This window comes from Bacillus sp. AFS029637 (assembly GCF_002584985.1).
Lineage (GTDB): Bacteria > Bacillota > Bacilli > Bacillales > Bacillaceae_G > Bacillus_A.
In genome coordinates, this window is the sequence record NZ_NUPZ01000011.1 from 17,686 (window position 1) to 33,733 (window position 16,048).

Annotated in this window: 18 protein-coding genes; 6 read left to right on the plus strand and 12 right to left on the minus strand. The window is 35.8% G+C overall.

All coding sequences use genetic code 11. The features are described from left to right. Nucleotides 1-263: 263 nt before the first annotated feature. The 5 genes from COE49_RS04045 to COE49_RS04065 all read right to left on the minus strand — a co-directional run bounded on the left by COE49_RS04045 (nt 264) and on the right by COE49_RS04065 (nt 5,234). Complete coding sequence (locus COE49_RS04045) at nt 264-677, minus strand: CoA-binding protein (RefSeq protein WP_000151390.1); 414 nt, start codon at nt 675-677, stop codon at nt 264-266. A gap of 113 nt (nt 678-790) precedes the next feature. After that, nucleotides 791-2,032: a S1C family serine protease gene (locus COE49_RS04050; protein WP_088233201.1), complete on the minus strand. Its 1,242-nt coding sequence runs from the start codon at nt 2,030-2,032 to the stop codon at nt 791-793. 203 nt (nt 2,033-2,235) lie between these two features. Next, nucleotides 2,236-2,913: a response regulator transcription factor gene (locus tag COE49_RS04055; protein WP_001044683.1), complete on the minus strand. Its 678-nt coding sequence runs from the start codon at nt 2,911-2,913 to the stop codon at nt 2,236-2,238. Nucleotides 2,914-2,928: 15 nt separating this feature from the next. Further along, nucleotides 2,929-3,381, minus strand: a complete 453-nt coding sequence (gene nrdG, locus COE49_RS04060) for an anaerobic ribonucleoside-triphosphate reductase activating protein (RefSeq protein WP_088233200.1) — start codon at nt 3,379-3,381, stop codon at nt 2,929-2,931. Continuing rightward, the gene (locus tag COE49_RS04065) at nt 3,378-5,234 is read right to left on the minus strand and encodes an anaerobic ribonucleoside triphosphate reductase (RefSeq protein WP_098252610.1); all 1,857 of its coding nucleotides are present in this window, start codon (nt 5,232-5,234) and stop codon (nt 3,378-3,380) included. Before COE49_RS04065 ends, nrdG begins: the two co-directional genes overlap by 4 nt. Before the next feature lie 225 nt (nt 5,235-5,459). Here COE49_RS04065 and plsY point away from each other — a divergent pair, with 225 nt between their 5' ends. Beyond that, the gene (gene plsY / locus COE49_RS04070) at nt 5,460-6,056 is read left to right on the plus strand and encodes a glycerol-3-phosphate 1-O-acyltransferase PlsY (protein ID WP_088233198.1); all 597 of its coding nucleotides are present in this window, start codon (nt 5,460-5,462) and stop codon (nt 6,054-6,056) included. A 108-nt stretch (nt 6,057-6,164) separates the two neighbouring features. Then, entirely contained in the window at nt 6,165-6,455 is a 291-nt protein-coding gene (locus COE49_RS04075; RefSeq protein WP_088233197.1) for a HesB/YadR/YfhF family protein, read from the plus strand. 29 nt (nt 6,456-6,484) lie between these two features. On the opposite strand, the gene COE49_RS04080 is transcribed toward COE49_RS04075, so the two are convergent. Then, on the minus strand, nt 6,485-6,904 hold the full coding sequence (locus COE49_RS04080) for an acyl-CoA thioesterase (RefSeq protein ID WP_088233196.1): 420 nt from the start codon (nt 6,902-6,904) through the stop codon (nt 6,485-6,487). Nucleotides 6,905-7,013: 109 nt separating this feature from the next. Between COE49_RS04080 and COE49_RS04085 the strand changes: the two genes are divergently transcribed. Further along, nucleotides 7,014-8,306, plus strand: coding sequence for a glycoside hydrolase family 18 protein (locus tag COE49_RS04085; protein ID WP_088233195.1), 1,293 nt, complete (start codon nt 7,014-7,016; stop codon nt 8,304-8,306). Between the two features lie 29 nt (nt 8,307-8,335). Here COE49_RS04085 and tlp read toward each other — a convergent pair whose 3' ends face one another. The 3 genes from tlp to COE49_RS04100 all read right to left on the minus strand — a co-directional run bounded on the left by tlp (nt 8,336) and on the right by COE49_RS04100 (nt 8,950). Beyond that, nucleotides 8,336-8,533, minus strand: coding sequence for a small acid-soluble spore protein Tlp (gene tlp, locus COE49_RS04090; protein ID WP_001133508.1), 198 nt, complete (start codon nt 8,531-8,533; stop codon nt 8,336-8,338). Between the two features lie 95 nt (nt 8,534-8,628). After that, complete coding sequence (sspN, locus tag COE49_RS04095) at nt 8,629-8,763, minus strand: acid-soluble spore protein SspN (RefSeq protein WP_000527987.1); 135 nt, start codon at nt 8,761-8,763, stop codon at nt 8,629-8,631. A gap of 43 nt (nt 8,764-8,806) precedes the next feature. Then, entirely contained in the window at nt 8,807-8,950 is a 144-nt protein-coding gene (locus COE49_RS04100) for an FbpB family small basic protein (protein ID WP_001254699.1), read from the minus strand. Nucleotides 8,951-9,556: 606 nt separating this feature from the next. On the opposite strand from COE49_RS04100, the gene COE49_RS04105 reads away from it, so the two are divergent. After that, nucleotides 9,557-10,054, plus strand: a complete 498-nt coding sequence (locus tag COE49_RS04105) for a DAPG hydrolase family protein (RefSeq protein ID WP_098841446.1) — start codon at nt 9,557-9,559, stop codon at nt 10,052-10,054. A 162-nt stretch (nt 10,055-10,216) separates the two neighbouring features. On the opposite strand, the gene COE49_RS04110 is transcribed toward COE49_RS04105, so the two are convergent. Then, nucleotides 10,217-11,164, minus strand: coding sequence for a 3'-5' exonuclease (locus COE49_RS04110; protein WP_088233248.1), 948 nt, complete (start codon nt 11,162-11,164; stop codon nt 10,217-10,219). Between the two features lie 116 nt (nt 11,165-11,280). Next, a complete protein-coding gene (locus COE49_RS04115; RefSeq protein ID WP_098357671.1) occupies nt 11,281-11,856 on the minus strand; it encodes a redoxin domain-containing protein in 576 nt (191 codons plus the stop codon). 453 nt (nt 11,857-12,309) lie between these two features. Between COE49_RS04115 and COE49_RS04125 the strand changes: the two genes are divergently transcribed. Both COE49_RS04125 and COE49_RS04135 read left to right on the plus strand, forming a co-directional pair. After that, nucleotides 12,310-13,665 carry an RNA-guided endonuclease TnpB family protein gene (locus tag COE49_RS04125; protein WP_141556606.1) on the plus strand — a complete coding sequence of 452 codons (1,356 nt, stop codon included), beginning with the start codon at nt 12,310-12,312 and terminating at the stop codon, nt 13,663-13,665. Nucleotides 13,666-14,058: 393 nt separating this feature from the next. Continuing rightward, nucleotides 14,059-14,316, plus strand: coding sequence for a hypothetical protein (locus COE49_RS04135; protein ID WP_088233245.1), 258 nt, complete (start codon nt 14,059-14,061; stop codon nt 14,314-14,316). Between the two features lie 38 nt (nt 14,317-14,354). On the opposite strand, the gene COE49_RS04140 is transcribed toward COE49_RS04135, so the two are convergent. Then, nucleotides 14,355-15,989 (minus strand): ABC transporter ATP-binding protein, encoded by a 1,635-nt coding sequence (locus COE49_RS04140; RefSeq protein WP_088233244.1) that lies wholly within the window; start codon nt 15,987-15,989, stop codon nt 14,355-14,357. Nucleotides 15,990-16,048 lie beyond the last annotated feature (59 nt).

Genomic DNA, 16,048 nt, shown 5'->3' on the forward strand with positions numbered 1-16,048 from the left:
AAAAATCCTTGTTTTTTTCACAAGGATTCCTCTAGGCTACTATTTCAGAAAAATAATCGTTTGTCAACGAGAATTGGATATGTATTCCAAGATTACACATTCCAAACCTTTATTATGATCCAAATGATCAATATCCAAAATGGGATAACAAGTAACAATCCCCAAAAACAGCCTTTAAAAAATCTCATGATGAACACCTCGTCCATCGGCCCTCCTTATCTATAACGGGGGCTGAATCAATCTTTCTATCTTTAAAATCCACACTATTTTGTCATCGCATGTTCTACTTTAATACAACGATCCATTATTACAGTATAATCTTTTTCTTTTAAAAGTTTATATGTATCTTCATCTTGTACTCCTAATTGTGCCCAAAAAACATCTGCATCAATCTCTACAAACTCTTTTGCAACGTCCATTAAAAACTCTGAGCGACGAAATACATTTACAATGTCAACGTGTTCTTTAATATCTTTTAGTGAAGAAACCGCCTTTTCTCCAAGCACCTCATCTACTGTTGGATTCACTGGAATAATGCGGTATCCAGCATCTTGCATTGCTTTTGAAACCATGTACGATGTACGTTCTGGCTTATCTGATAATCCAACAACCGCAATTGTTTTGCTTTTCTTTAATACTTCACCAATTTCCGTACGAGTTGGGTTTTCAATTGTCATAATTAATCCCTCCTATTCCTTTAGTATAGCCGATAAAGAAAGTCTCTTTCAACATGAAAGAGACTTTCTTTTATCCGCTATTTACGGACAACCTTACTAATTAAGGTTTTATCTTATTGATTCTTTGTAGCTGAATTATCTGCTAATGTAGCCGATTTCGTCATTTTTTGACCGTTACGGTAGAATGTCACATCTACTTTCTCGCCTACTTTTTTCTTTTCATATAAATATTTACGGAACTGAAGTGAATTTTCTACTTTTTGATCATCTAATGCCACTACAATATCATATTGCTCTAAACCAGCTTTTTCTGCCGGTGATACTGGATAAACTTTACCTAATACAACACCATTTGTTACTTCTTTTGGTACTTTTAATTGGTTTAATGCATAAGCTTGCACATCTTCTAATGAAACAACACCTACACCAAGAGCTGGGCGTTTCACTACACCATCTTTTTCAAGCGATTCAATAACTGGTTTTGCAACGTTAATTGGAATGGCAAATCCAATTCCCTCAACTTCTTGTTGAGCAATCTTACTTGAGTTAATTCCAATTAATTCACCGTTTTGGTTAAACAATGCACCACCACTATTACCAGGGTTAATTGCTGCATCTGTTTGAATAACTTGAGCTTGCCAGTCTGGACGTTGGTCTCCATCAATGTCTACTGGAATTTCACGTTCTTTACTACTGATGATACCTTCCGTTACACTACCATCAAATCCTAACGGGTTACCAATTGCAATTGCTTTTTCACCAGCACGAAGTTTACTGGAATCACCTAAAGTTGCAACTTTATTAACTGCAGATCCATCAATCTCTACAACTGCTAAGTCTAACCAAGGATCCTTACCAACTAATTTTGCATCAACTTGCTTGCCGTCGCTCATTTTTACCGCAAGTTTATTCGCCCCATCCACTACGTGGTTATTCGTTACAATATATGCTTTATTTCCTTCTTTTTTATAAATAACACCTGATCCTGTACCAGCTGTTTGCTCTTGTTCTGTCGGTTGCATTGCAAATGGATCAACAACCTTTTGCATATTAATTACACCAACTACAACATCCTTTGCACCTTCAACCATACCTGGTAAATCAGTTTCACCCTTAACTTTATTAACAACAGGAGCTACAGTACCCTCCACTTGTTGATTAGAATTGAATGACGAAACTGCCGCTCCATTATTTTGCATCCACGGCATGTAAGGTGCTGCAAAACTAATCGATACCGCCCCGACTACAGCTCCCACTAAACCTGTGAAAAAATATCCTTTTTTACTGCCTGATTTTTTCAATTCTCTCGTTTCACTATGCTCTTCATTCAAATTTGGTCCGTCGTAATATCCCATGTTTTATTTCCCCTCTCTGGTGAATTCGTATTTTCAGTATAGCCACGTTTTGTGTCCTTCTTGTGAACTCATCGTGAAATCCAATTAAAAAAATACTCCTATCTACCATAGTAGACAATAAAAGTATTTTTGTACATTCTACCTACAAAGGAGAATATAAATTTGCTATATTTTCAAGCTAAAGTACATAGTAACCTTTATGATCATTCTTCGAACTTGTAACCCACTCGAATAACAGTACCGATATGCTTCGCTTTATCTCCCAGCTTATTTCGTAGTTTTTTAATATGTGTATCAACCGTTCTATCATCGCCATAGTAGTCATATCCCCATAACTGATCTAATAAATGTTGACGTGACAATACAATTCCTTTGTTCTCCATTAAATAAACAAGAAGTTCAAATTCTTTATGTGTCAATATTATTTCTTCTCCATCTACTAAAACAGTTCTAGATAGTCGATTCACTTCTATTCCAGCTAAAGACATAGCATTTTCTTCTGCTACTCCTACCACGCCATCTGCACGTTTCAATAACGTCTTCGCGCGAGCTACTAACACTTTCGGACTAAAAGGCTTTGTCACATACTCATCTGCGCCTAATTCAAAACCTAGCAATGTATCGTCTTCATCCGAACGTGCTGTCAACATAATAATTGGTACCGCTGACTCTTTTCTAATTCGTCTACAAACAGACCATCCATCTATTTCTGGTAACATAATATCTAACATAATTAAATCAATTTCATGCTCTGCAAATAATTCTAACGCTTTTTTCCCGTCTTCTGCTTCGATTACTTCAAAACCTTCATTACGAAAATAATCACTAACAATTTCACGTAATCTTCTTTCATCTTCAACTAGCAATACTGTTTTATTCATATAAATCCCGCCTTTTTACTCTTTCAATCGAATAATACGTTGATTGGAGCTTCCGCGAAATGGAAGTGCTAAATCTCTTTTCTCGATTTCAAATCTTCCATCGACCAAAACATCCCCATAATGTAACAACTCTATCATATCATTATTTTGAGAACTCTGTATCTCTTCTAACGTATAACCTGTATACATCCATAAATTTTTCTTCAAATTTTTCACGGCTTGTGCTACTTTTTTCACTTCAGCAGCTTGAAAAAATGGATCTCCACCTGAAAATGTTACATCAGTTAATGGATTACTTTCAATCTCTTTCACAATTTCTTCTACTGTCATTTCAGTTCCATTACAAATATTCCACGATTTCGGATTATGGCATCCGAAACAACGATGCGGACAGCCCGCAAAAAACACGACTGTCCGCAACCCTTCTCCATCTACTACACTATCATGAATAATGTTCATAACTTTCATTTATGCTTCACCCGATCCATCTCTTCACTACGTTTCGCACTATTCCACTTCGACATATCTCCTACAAGATAGCCAGTTATTCGGCGAATTCTTTCTATATTGGCCTCATCTTCATTTCCGCAGCTTGGACATTCATTTCCAATGACTCCGTGATACTTGCAGCACTTACAACGATCAACTGGATGATTAATTGAGCCGTATCCGACGCCATTCTCGGCCATTGCTTGCACAATTTGCTTTAACGCCTTTTTGTTATGCATAGCTGCCCCGTCTAGTTCAATATACGTAATATGTCCTCCATTGCATAGAGCATGGAAAGGTCCTTCTAAACGAATTTTATTTATCGCTTGAATGTTATAATATACTGGAATATGGAATGAATTCGTATAATAATTATGATTTGTTATACCGCCAATTACCCCAAATTCTTCTCTATCCTTTTTCACAAACTTACCTGATAACCCTTCAGCAGGAGTTGCAATTACTGAGAAATTCAGCTCGTGTTCTTCTGTCGCCTTATCCATTCTCTCCCTCATAAAGGAAATGATTTCATACCCAAGTTTCCATGACTCTTCATCTTCTCCATGATGCTTTCCTGTTAAAGCTACTAAACATTCTGCAAGACCAATAAAACCAATACTTAACGTCCCTTGCTTCAAAATCGGTGCTACCGAATCTTCGGGCTGTAACGTTTCTCCACCACGCCATACGCCTTGTGAATATAAAAATCGAAAATCTCTCGCTCGCTTCGTACATTGATACGCGAATCTCTCTAATAGTTGCTTAATTCCTAAATCTAAGTAATAATTTAACGCTTCAAAAAACGCTTCTTTTGAACCACTAATTAACGCTAATTTCACTAAATTAATAGACGTAAATGATAAATTCCCTCTTCCAATCGCTGTTTCTTCTCCATGTATGTTAGACATAACACGGGTACGACATCCCATGTAACATACTTCACTTTCAGGTCGCCCGTCATAATGCACTGCATTAAACGGAGCATCTAAAAATGAAAAGTTAGGGAATAACCGCTCTGCAGTTGTCTCTAATGCTAATTCAAACAAATCATAGTTTGGATCACACTCTTCAAAATTCACACCTTTTTTCATCTTAAAAATTTGAATTGGAAAAATCGGTGTTTCTCCTTTACCGAGGCCAGCTTGTGTTGCTTTTAAAAGTTGCTTAATTAAAAGTCGTCCCTCTTTCGATGTGTCTGTTCCGTAATTAATAGAAATAAACGGTACTTGCCCCCCGCCCCTACTATGCATACTATTTGAATTATGAACAAAAGCCTCACACGCCTGATACGTATCATTCTCTGTTTCTTTCCATGCAAATTCCTCTATTTGTTCTTTCGTAAGCGGATATGACTGTAATCGATTTTTATGTCTCTCTACTGTTTTTCTTACATACGGAGCTAAATCAATATCAAAGAGTGCAAACGATTGACCACCGTGTTGCATATTTTGATTCGCTTGAAAAATAATAGAAGAAAGAGCCAATGCACTTTTAATGTCTTGCGGTTGTCTCATATGTCCATGTCCAGTATGAAAGCCGTTAGCAAGCATTTGCGCTAGCGGAATTTGCGAACAAGTCGTCGTTCCTGTCGCATAGAAATCTAAATCATGTGGATATAATATATTTTGATTTATCGCTTTTTTTACTTGATCTGACAATAAATTTTTAACTGCATAATATTTTGCACTCTCAGATGCGAACGTTCCCATTACTCCCATTGGAGAGCGGCCATCTACATTTGCATTTTCTTGCATTAAGTCTTGCTCATTACCGTGGACAATCGTCTCAAATACTTTCATTAATTCTTCTCCACGTACATTTTGTTGTAACATTTATAACCCTCCACCAATATGTTGTTGTCTTTTGATTAAAATGTTACTACATATAGTCTTACTGTTTCTGTGAGAAATGTAACATTCCTGTGAAATTTTTTTCACGAATTAATGAATTTTTCATTTATAAAAAAGAAATGTGCTCTTTACAAATGTATGGTACAATATACGGGAAAAACTCTTTTTACCCTTTATCAACACATTTGAATAAAGGAGACTGAACTTATGATTACTACATATCTTTTATTTATCGTTGCCTACTTACTTGGATCGATTCCATTTGCACTAGTCGTTGGAAAAATTGGCTATGGAATCGACATTCGTGAGCACGGAAGCGGTAATTTGGGCGGAACAAATACATTCCGCACATTAGGGAAAAAAGCAGGTTTTACCGTTACAATTGCTGACATTTTAAAAGGTACATTAGCAACAGCCCTACCGATGATTTTCGGATTAGATATTCACCCACTATGGTTCGGATTAGCAGCTGTTCTTGGACATGTATATCCGATTTTCGCGAAATTCCGTGGTGGTAAAGCAGTTGCAACTTCTGCTGGGGTGCTATTATGCTACTCACCAGTTGTTTTCGCAATATTAGCTGTTGTATTTTTCACCCTTTTATTTACAACGAGATACGTATCACTTTCTTCTATGGTAACAGCTGTCGTTGCTGTTATCGCATCCATTGTTAGCGGGGATAAAATCTTCATTATTGCGATGTGTTTATTAGCAGGTATGGTTATTTATAAACACCGTGCAAATATCGGACGAATTATAAATAAAACTGAACCAAAAGCAAACTTTTCAAAAAAGCAAAAATAAGATCGTAACCCACATAACGCAAAAAGAAAACGTGAAGCATATTAATAGCGTCTTTTTGCGTTATTTTTTATACTAAAGAAAAAGCAACATAATTTGGAGGAACTATACATGAATCTTTCCGTAACAAAAGAAGCAGCACAATGGTATAAAAACGAATTAAACTTACAATCAGGTGAAACACTACGCTTTTTCGTACAATACGGTGGTTGCAGTACTGTGCAAAAAGGACTTTCTTTAGGTATTCGTAAAGATGATCCTGCTCACCCTGCTGTTCAAATTCAAGAAGAAGATATTAACTTCTTTATTGAAGGTGATGATGAGTGGTTCTTCGATGGACATAATTTATCTGTTACACTTAACGAAGGCGATGATTTCCCGCAATTTAATTATGAAAAATAAAAAAAACGTGGCAGTAGCCACGCTTTTTTTTATTTCTTTTTTATTTCCTCATATTTCGTATACCACTCAGGATATAACTTTTTAAATGACACAGGGCGGAACCCTTCTTTTTTCGCACAAATATTTGTCGTACTTGCAGTAATACAAAGGTCACCTTCGCCGTTATAAATTTCATATCCATATACAACGCGAAGCGGGCTCACAGTATCAACCCACGTTTTTACGATTGCTTTTTCTCCGTAACGCATCGCTTTACGGTAGGAAATTTGCAGGTCTAACACAGGGGAAATAATTCCCTCTTTCTCCATTTCAACATATGAAAATCCTAAATCTTGTATAAGTTTCGTGCGACCTAGTTCGAGCCACACCAAATAATTTGAATGGTAAACAACACCCATTTGATCTGTTTCCGCATAACGGATTTCAACTTCATGTTCTGCTACAAACATATGTATTCGCCTTCTTTCACTTCTGCTGCCTTGCATACATTTAATCATAATACAGTGACATCAAAAATAAAATAGAAACAGTGAATCTTTTCCTGAAAGGAGCAAGCATATGATTCAAATTGTAACCGTCCGTAGTGGTGATAGTGTATATAGCTTGGCATCAAAATATGGCTCAACACCTGACGAAATAGTAAAAGACAATGGACTAAATCCAGCTGAAACACTCGTTGTTGGTCAGGCACTTATCGTGAATACGAAAGGGAATAATTATTATGTGCAGCCTGGTGACAGCCTTTATCGAATTTCTCAGACGTATAACGTTCCTCTCGCTAGTTTAGCTAAAGTTAATAATCTATCTTTAAAATCTATACTCCATGTCGGACAACAATTATATATACCGAAAGGGACAAAACGAGCAGTAGAATCCATCGCTTATTTACAACCTTCAACAATACCAATAAAAGAAAGTTTAGTAAATGCTACACGTGCTATTAATCCATTTTTAACATACTTAGCGTACTTCAGCTTTGAAGCAAAAAGAGACGGTACTTTAAAAGAACCAACGGAAACAGCTAAAATCGCTAATATTGCAACGCAAGGCAAAACCATCCCTATGCTCGTTATTACAAATATCGAAAACGGGAACTTTAGTCCTGAACTAACATCTGTTTTGTTGCGTGACCCAACCATTCAAAATAAATTTATTACGAACATTTTGCAAACGGCTGAAAAATACGGTATGCGAGACATTCATTTCGATTTCGAAAATGTGGCGCCTGAAGATCGCGAAGCATATAATCGCTTTTTACGAAGTGTGAAAACACGCTTACCTAGCGGATATACATTAAGTACAACGCTTGTACCGAAAACAAGCTCCACTCAAAAAGGAAAATTCTTTGAAGCGCATGATTATAAAGCACAAGGGCAAATTGTTGATTTCGTCGTCATTATGACATACGACTGGGGTTGGCAAGGCGGGCCACCGATGGCGATTTCTCCTATCGGTCCTGTGAAAGAAGTACTTCAATATGCAAAATCTCAAATGCCACCACAAAAAATTATGATGGGGCAAAATTTATATGGGTTCGATTGGAAACTTCCATTTAAACAAGGTAATCCGCCAGCAAAAGCTGTTAGTTCTGTCGCAGCCGTCGCATTAGCACGTAAGTACAATGTTCCTATCCGTTATGATTTTACAGCTCAAGCTCCTCATTTTAATTACTTTGACGAAAACGGCGTACAACACGAAGTTTGGTTTGAAGATTCACGGTCCGTGCAAAGTAAATTTAATTTAATGAAAGAACAAGGTATAGGCGGCATTAGCTACTGGAAGATTGGTCTACCATTCCCACAAAATTGGCGCTTACTCGTCGAAAACTTTACGATTACAAAAAAGGGCTGACTTTTGTCAGCCCTTTTTTGTACATTCTATTAAGATTCATCTTTTATTTCACTTTTTAATGAATCAATACTTTCTAAACGTCTTTGATTTTTCGCTTCAATGGCAGCACGATCTTTTTCATTAGAAAGTTCCGCTGTTTCTTTTGCTTCATTAAAATTATCAATCGTATTTTGTACCATTTCTTGTAATTTTTCAGCGTTGTCATTTCGATTATCTGGATTCGGCATGTACTTCCCTCCTAATTCTTTATACATACCATCTTAAATTGCCTATGTTCCTTCAAATTTATACAAAAAAGGAGAATGCAACATTCTCCTTTTCTTTAACCGTTATCTACAATCGGTTGTTTGCCAGTTTGGTCTTGCATTTGCTTCCCTTTATTGCCGCCAGCTTTTTTCGATTGTGTTCCAATATGATTCGGTGCAAAGTCTTTTGAATTCTTTTTCGGATTACCCATTACTATCGCCTCCTTAACACTAGTATCGTACTAGTGTTAAGAATTATTCAGCTTGCTTAAAAAGTTTCATTTCATAACGTTTTTCAATACGTTCTTCAATGCGATCGATTGCATCGCGATCGCTTAATAATTGTTGTTTATTTTCATTTACAAGTTCTTCAAACGATTTACGGCGACTTCTTCTCATGCTGCTCACCCTCTCTCCTTCGCTTTCTTATTACATAGTATGAGCAAAGGAAAAACTCTTTAATCAGATTTGCAAGAAAATTTTATGTTTTAATACTCCTAAAAAAACTCCATGTACAATAAATTGCAACACTCACAAAATCTGGACACATACCAAAACACCTAAACCATCCGCTGCAATTCACTTAGTACTTTTGACATATTTTCAAAGTATATTTTTCATATACATTGTTAAAAAGATAAATTTAATCGATCCGTTACCATTTCGTCCATATCTTAATTCGAAAAATATTTTGACTTCCGAGCAAATGTCCCTCGATTACTATTGGCTCTAATTGTAATATCCTTTACCGTATGCAATCCATTCCTTTTTCATATATTAAGTTAGTTCGTGCATTACGTATTGCTTCGTTAATACGAGCTATACGTAAATTAGTGTATTCTTTTCCTAATTTTTACCTCATAAATTTTTTAGACATATTTTTATAAAGTGTTCAAAATACAACAGATCGGCTATTTCTGTTTATTGAACACATGAAATATACAAACTATAATAACAAATATAAATAACCAACACTATGTTGATTAAAAAATAGGAGGCACTAAAATGAAAAACCAAGTATCAATAGTAGTTGAACATGAATTGAATAACGTAACACCAGAAATGATTGACTGGTGGTGGGATAATATTGATAACTCTGAACGATATAAACTATGGCACCCAGAAGAACATGTTGATTTTAAATGGTTAGTTGATCCTAAAGTACATGGGCATGTGGGAGCCATATCAGCTTCAATTGAATCTGCTGGGGATGGACTAGAATTTCCGCTAAGAATTAGATGGGAAGATCCTAAAGATTGTCCTATAAATACACATTACAGCCACGTTTTAATGGGTTCATGTTTAGATGATAATGACAATGTAATTTCACAAGTAATACACCAATATGAAAAATCCGATAACGGTACAGTAATGACTTCTACATTCATTTTCCCGAAAGGATTACCACCATTTATTAATCTAAGTGGTTTATATAAACACAACGTAGAAGAAATGAGTGAGTTCAGTAATTTTTTACCAGAACTTTTCAAAGAAAATTTGTAAGATAAATAAACAAATTTTCTTTTAATAAGTGACTAACTAGAAAACAAATTAGCCCCCATCATTTTAGATATGACTAAAACGATGGGGGCTTTCAATATCAAACCAATCACAATACTTCTTCTCAGTAATGTACTCTGCTCTTCAAAATAGCACACTGAGTTTTTATACCATAACGTTTAAATACTCTTTTAATTTCTCTTCTGCATTCACTTCACTTTCTTTATAATCACGCAGCGATTGCAGTACGAAATCATACTGTTCTAAAATATAACTTTCTAATTTCAGGACATCCTCTAAGCTATTAAGCATAATTCTCGTATTACCAACTTCACTTTTTAACGCCGGTTCACATGCTAAACTCGCACATATTTCTTTCACATCATCTTCTAATATCTCTGTTAATATGTATTTCTTTCGCCCTTTTACTTTTACTCTCATAACTGGATAAAAAGCTTTTATATCTAAATAACTTCCTACATTCATGCAACGAACCCATTCGATATCACGTTTATTTCGTACAAGCATCTTTTTTACTGCTTCATATACTGCTGTTTCATCAAGTACTTCCGTATCCGATTTCCTGTTTGTTTCTTCTTCAATAGATGCACATTTTTGATAAACAGCTGCACACGTAATACAGTCATCAAATGCATTATGAGAACTTAGACGAATTCCAAGCATTCGTTTTAACGTTTCAAGTTTATGATTAGGCGCATGCTTCATATATTTCTTCGCTAAGAATACCGTATCAATCACTTTATTTTCAGGCTCAGGTAATCCAAGCATATTTACATTACTTTTCAAAAAGCGCATATCAAAAGAAGCGTTATGGGCCACAATAACATCTGTATGTAAAAATGCTAAAAATAAAGGTAACACTTCTTCAATCGTCGGTGCATCTGAAACACGATAATTTGTAATACCTGTTAAACTCGTTATTCGGTCCGGAATTGGACGCTCTGGATTCACATAAGAAACAAATTGATCTACTAATTCATGATTACGATATTTCACTGCTGCTACTTGAATAATTTTATCATTATAAGGGTTAAATCCTGTTGTTTCAAAGTCAATTACAACATAATCTAACGGTAAGGATACATTCCCCACTCCATACCACTCCTTTATCTATTAACGGATATATTTCTTACATCATATCATGAAGTTATCACCACTTAAAAAAGAAAAGGCAGAAATGGCTACTTTCCACTTCTACCTTTTCACCGTTACTTTAATCTCGCAATTCGTTTTTCCATCTCTTTTTGCGTCATCGGTCCAATGAACTTATCTTGAATGACACCTTTCGTATCTATAAAATACGAAGTTGGAATCGTAATTACTTTATACGCTGTTGTCACATCAATGTTCTTGTCCAATAAAATAGGAAAAGTAATTCCTTTTTCCTTCGCAAAATTGCTTACCTTTTCTTCGCCCCCACCTTTTTCTGAAGGCGTATAGTTTATTGCTAGAATTTCTACGTTTTCTTTATGTTCTTTATAGAAAGCCTCCATATCAGGCATTTCTTGCTGACAAGGCCCACACCACGTTGCCCAAAAGTTTAAAATCACTTTCTTTCCTTTTAAATCTGATAACTTTACATTCGTTCCATCTAACTTAGTCAATTCAAAATCTGGTGCAACCTTCCCTATTTCAATACCGTTCCTTGCAATCATCTCTTTCATAACAGCTTCACTTTTTTCTTGCTTTTCTTGTACCGCCTGCTCTTTTTTTCCAAACTGTTCATAAGCTGCATATCCAGCTAAACAAAGTAATACGACAATAATCGTAAGCTTCCGCCACATTTTATATCACCCTAACGTATTTATCTTCTTTTAACATATTCATGAAAATACTATATACCTTATTTTAGCTTATACGGACGAGCTTGGAAATATTCACAGTCTAAAAAATCGGAATATTCTTATTTGAAGTGCAATTCCTTCCTTTTTATCCTTCTCGGCAAGAAGACTCCATCTGATTTGTGTTACGGGTGAAGCCCAACAATTCAGGTGGAGATGAATCGCCGTCAGCAGGTAGACGAAAAAATTTTGTTTCTTTTGTCTTACGATATAATCTGCCCTATATAAGGAGGGAATGGATTGTAAGACAACGAAATTGAATAATGATCATCATTCGGCTACTTGAGCCAAAAGAATTACGATGAAGAACATGTTCGCATTTTGTTCCATTTCGTTCCCAATATTGATTTGTCAAAAATAATTTTAATGAATGCTCTAAGAAAGGTGGTGAAAACAATGGCTAGAAAGAAAGCGGTAAAAGTATTACGTAAACAAAAGAAAAGAGAAACCATACAACAATTCACGCAGAAACAGAATATCGGACGATCTTGCCTCACAGCTAAAGAATTTCGTTTACTTAAGTGCATGTCACATAGTTCAAAAGCATTGCGAAATGTTGGATTGTACACCATTAAACAAAGTTATTTGAACGATAATAAAATGGCTACTGTAAAGGAAGTAGATACTGCCATGCAAGCCGATATGAACTACTGGGGTATTCAATCAAACTCTGTTCAAGCGATTCGTAGAGCCCTATTTACAGAAGTGAAGAGCTTTTTTAAAGCGTTGGATCAGTGGAAGAAAAAACCTGAAACCTTCACAGGACGTCCTAAGTTTCCAAATTACTCTCGTTCCACTGACAAACGAATTATTGAAATCTATCAAGTTCCAAAAGTGGATGAGAACGGGTATTGGATCATTCCGATGAATGTGGCATTCAGAAAAAAATTTGGTTCTATTAGAATACGTATGCCTAAAAACTTAAGAAATAAAAAAATCTCCTACATTGAGATTGTACCGAAGCAAAAAGGTCGGTTCTTTGAAGTGCATTACACATATGAAATGCACGTTTCTCAAATGAAGAAACAACCCACGACTACGAGTAACGCTTTAGGTTGCGATTTAGGTGTAGATAGATTAGTAAGTTGCGTGACCAATACAGGTGATGCCTTCTTAATCGATGGAAAAAAATCGAAATCCATAAATCGATACTTTAACAAAATGATATGTAACCTCCAGCAGAAAAATGTGGGAAATGGACTTTCAAAACGAATTGTAACGAACAAAATCGCTGCACTTTGGCATAAACGAGAACGACAAATAAACGGTTACATTGCACAAACGGTAGGCCTATTGTTCAAAAAAGTAAAAGAATTCGATATAGGTACGATTGTTGTAGGGTATAACGCTGGTTGGAAACAAAAATCTCATATGGGGAAAAAGAATAATCAAACATTTGTGCAAATCCCGTTCCATAAACTGATAGCAGCAATTGAGAATAAATGTGTAAAAGAAGGCATCCGATTTTTGAAACAAGAAGAAAGTTATACTTCAAAAGCTAGTTTTCTTGATAAAGATCCGGTTCCAGTTTGGTCTAAGGGTGATAGGACTCAGTATCGCTTTAGTGGCAAACGAATCACGCGTGGACTGTACCAAAGTAAATCAGGGAAATGTATTCACGCTGATATTAACGGTGCATTGAATACATTGCAAAAATCAAGAGTTGTACAATTGGATGACAATCTCAAAGTGAAAACGCCGATTCTATTAGAAGTGCAAAAACGTAAGGCTGTTGCTTCGCGCATAGCTTAGTGGGTGTGTCAACCATCCATGTGTACTCGACTTGTCGGGGCTTGTAGCACACGCCGGATTCATCTGAGTGGTGGCTTCTTCCACAAGGAAGAACTGCTCTTTTTCGAAAGGGTGGTGCAAGTGGGAAAACGATCGTTCGTTGCCAGTACCAACCAAAAACACACTTGGGGTGTTACCATAAGGTGGCATGAAGGCTAGAGCGTCAAACTGTCTAGCGATAGACCGAAAAGACCTAGTGTTCTAACTCAAGCCTCCACTGAAACGCTTCGTCTCAGTGGGGGGAATTGACCATATAATTAGAAAAAACAAATGAAGTGTTACTCATTTTCTTCTGGACCTATTCACCTTTTTACTTTCATAGTTATATAAACTTCAACAAAAGGGGGATTGTGTATGAATTCATTCGAAAAAATAACATTATATATTCTTAGTTTTCTTTTATACCCCATCGGTATTATTACATGGATCATTTCACTCTTTAGTAAAGACCTTGAAAAAAAGAAAGTAGGACGTATTTGTCTTTACATCTCTCTAGTCTCATTTGTCCTTTTCTTAATCCTTGGAATTGCAACTTTCCTTATGACTGCTACTTTTAACGTAGATCTAAATCATTCAGAATCTATCGAATATCAAATAAATGACGTTGAATAAAGATAAGGGCACCGCTCTTATCTTTATTCACATCTCTTTCAAAATGAATGACTATTTATTAATTTTTCAGGACTTCCACATGCAACAATACTTCCTTCTCTCATTATGACAACACGATCCGCTAGTATCACTTTCTCTACATCATGTGTTGCAATAATTCTCGTTACATCTCTTCCTAGTCCTTCAATCATATTCCAAACGTTTTCTTGATTACTCGGATCTAACCCCGCAGTCGGTTCATCTAAAATAATAAGATTCGGATTTGAACCAATTGCTCGTAATAATGCAAGGCGTTTTCTTTCTCCTCCCGAAAACTCTTCTCCACTTTTATGTAGTACAGTTTGAATCCCCTTAGGTAAATCTCTAATTATCGACTTCATATTTATAAGTTCAATATTTTTTTCTAACTCGTTTTCTAAATACTCATCCCCGAAATATATATTCTCTTTTACTGTCGTCCGAAAAAAACGAGGTTCCTGCCCTACTGTAGTCATTCGAGCCTCTTTACCGTAATAAACAACGCTACCGTTAGATGGTTTATACAAACCTGTCATTAATTTTAAAAGCGTTGTTTTTCCTGCACCACTTTCTCCTACAATCATAATGAGTTCACCTGGATTAACTTGCAAATCAATGTTTTTTATCCTACATTTCTCTTCATCACTCTCCTGAAATGAAACATTTGTTACCGTCATCCCCATCGCTCTTTCTCGATTACATTCTGCCACTCGTTTATCTAAAAAGGAAAAAACTCTACTTGCCGAAGCGACTGCCACTTGTGTCATCATTAATAAATCACCCACGTAACGGACTGGGAAAAAGAGCATCTCTATTGTAGCTAACACTGCAACAAGTGAACCAACTTCCATTTCCCCTTTCATTATTTTTTGCGCTCCTATAACGAGAACAACGATATATGCACCCGTTTCAATCATTGTTCCAATTACTCCAATGCAGTGTTGTATCATCGTCTTCTTTACTTCTGTTTCATAAGATTGTGCCGTTACTCCTTTAAATAAGCGAATGGCCCATTTTTCTTTTTGCAAACTACGTAAATCTTGTATACCTTTTACAAACTGTGACATCATCTCTACAACACTTGATTGATTCTTTTGAGCAATGCTTGCAATATTTCTTACCTTTTCCCCCATGAACATCGGAACAATTGCACTTAAAAATAAAAACGGAGTTACCCACAAGATAAACTGTGTATCTATATGTTGCAGTGCTATAATTGCACCAATAAATTGTGCGATTGCATGTATATATTCTATTAATATAGATCCATATAATCTAATCCAATTCGGGATATCGGATACGACTAAAGTTTCTAACTCTCCCTGCTTGATTTTCTCACTCTCTTCAAATGGTAATAGAAAAAAATGACGCAATACATCTATACGCTTCATTCGTAATATTCGCTGACTCGCTTTTGAACTTATATAATCAAATAAAAGATTGTTTATCCACATCATAAAGCGGCTACCAGCAAACAATGCAATATACAAATAGGCACCTTTAAACTCCCGTTGAATAAGGTTATCTACAATTAATCCCATGAAAATTGGGCGCGATAAGTTTAAAATAGCAGCTATAATCCCACTACATATGGCTGACACTACTAATATTTTCTCTTGTCGTAACGGTAACAATATTCTTTTATATTCTTTCATTCTATTCCCTCCATTTTTTAGTAAAAAGAAAGGGATGAAACCAATTGGTTTCATCCCTT